We start from the raw sequence: 1,493 nt of genomic DNA, 5'->3' as shown, positions 1-1,493 counted from the left end.
CCAAAAGTTTTTATATCACCTTTTGTAAGACTTTCTAGCATAAAGTTAAAACGATCATTATTTAAAGTTTCTTTAAACCAACTCATTATTATTTCATTATATAAATACTTAACTTCTAGGTTTGGTACAGCTAAATCACACATAAGTCTTCCATCAGCTTTTCTGTTTTTCTTTACTATTTTTAAATATCCACTGAGAAGAAGAAAACTCCATACATTTTCTGTACTTTTATCTATTTCCTTCATTTCAATGTTTTCATTTATTTCTTTACTTATAATTTTATTTTGAATCAAATCTTCCAGCTCACTTTTAAGCTGCTGCCCACCTTTTGTGATAAGTTTTTTCACTAAGTCATTACTACTGGTGTTTATCCAATAAGGCTGAAGGCCCTCTTCCCAGTTATTAACATAATTTAAAATAGACCATGGATTATATATTACGTTCTCACCAAATACATAGCCATTATACCAGCTTTTTACTTCATCTAATTTAAATTCCACCTTATAATATTTGAAAAGCTCTTCTATTTCCATTTCAGAAAATCCAAAATAACTACTGTATTTATTTCTTAGAATGCTATATACAATTAAATTATTTAGACCTGAAAATATGCTTTCCTTTGCAACCCTAAGTATTCCTGTAAGAATTCCTTTTTCTAAATACTCATTATCTTTAAGAGCAGCACTTAAAAAATTTCTCATAAATTCAATAACATTATTATAATAATTATTTATATATCCACTTTGTATTGGTACATCATATTCGTCTATTAATATTACAGTTTTACACCTATAATAAACACTTAAATAAATACTTAAATCCTTTAAACTCTTATAATATTCAACTAAACTCGCTTCTCCATTTATAATATTGTTATACTTTTTCTTTTGACCTTCATCTAAAATATCATTTTTTAAAATAAAATCATATCTTCTATACAAATCACCAATAAGTATTTTTATTCCTTTTTCACAATCTTCCCATTTTGAATATTTTTCATCTTTAAAGGTGAGATGAATAACTGGATACTTTCCTTGCTTCCCCATAATAGCTTTATATTTATATATATTTAAATCTTTAAAAAGAAAACTGTTATCCTCATCAGTTTTCTCAAAGAAATATTTAAGCATACTCATATTTATAGTTTTCCCAAAACGTCTCGGTCTTGGCAATAATATAACTTCACTACCATCTTCTAAAACTTCTTTTATTAATAAACTTTTATCAACAAAATAGTACTCTTCACTTACTAACTTTTTAAAATCGCTTATACCTATAGGAATTTTTTTCACCTAATCACTTCCTTCCCTAATAGCTATTTTAACATAAATAATATAATTTAAACATTTATAAAAACAAATGCTACTGCTAATTTTTTATTTTTTTAAGCACAATAGAAAAAGCACCCTAAAGTCTTATATTTCAAGTCTTTAAGAGTACTTCAATTTAAATTTCAACTGGTAAAATATTAACTCATCAGCATAACATCTTAT

1 protein-coding gene is annotated in these 1,493 nt (G+C 25.5%); it reads right to left on the bottom strand.

What is annotated here, in order from left to right:
- Positions 1-1,292: AAA family ATPase (locus I6U48_RS29365; protein ID WP_218324057.1), on the bottom strand; the 1,292-nt coding region annotated here is incomplete at its 3' end.
- Positions 1,293-1,493 lie beyond the last annotated feature (201 nt).

Origin of the sequence: Clostridium thailandense, from assembly GCF_019207025.1 — a bacterium.
Lineage (GTDB): Bacteria > Bacillota > Clostridia > Clostridiales > Clostridiaceae > Clostridium_AM > Clostridium_AM thailandense.
This window is presented reverse-complemented; position numbering and strand designations above follow the sequence as displayed.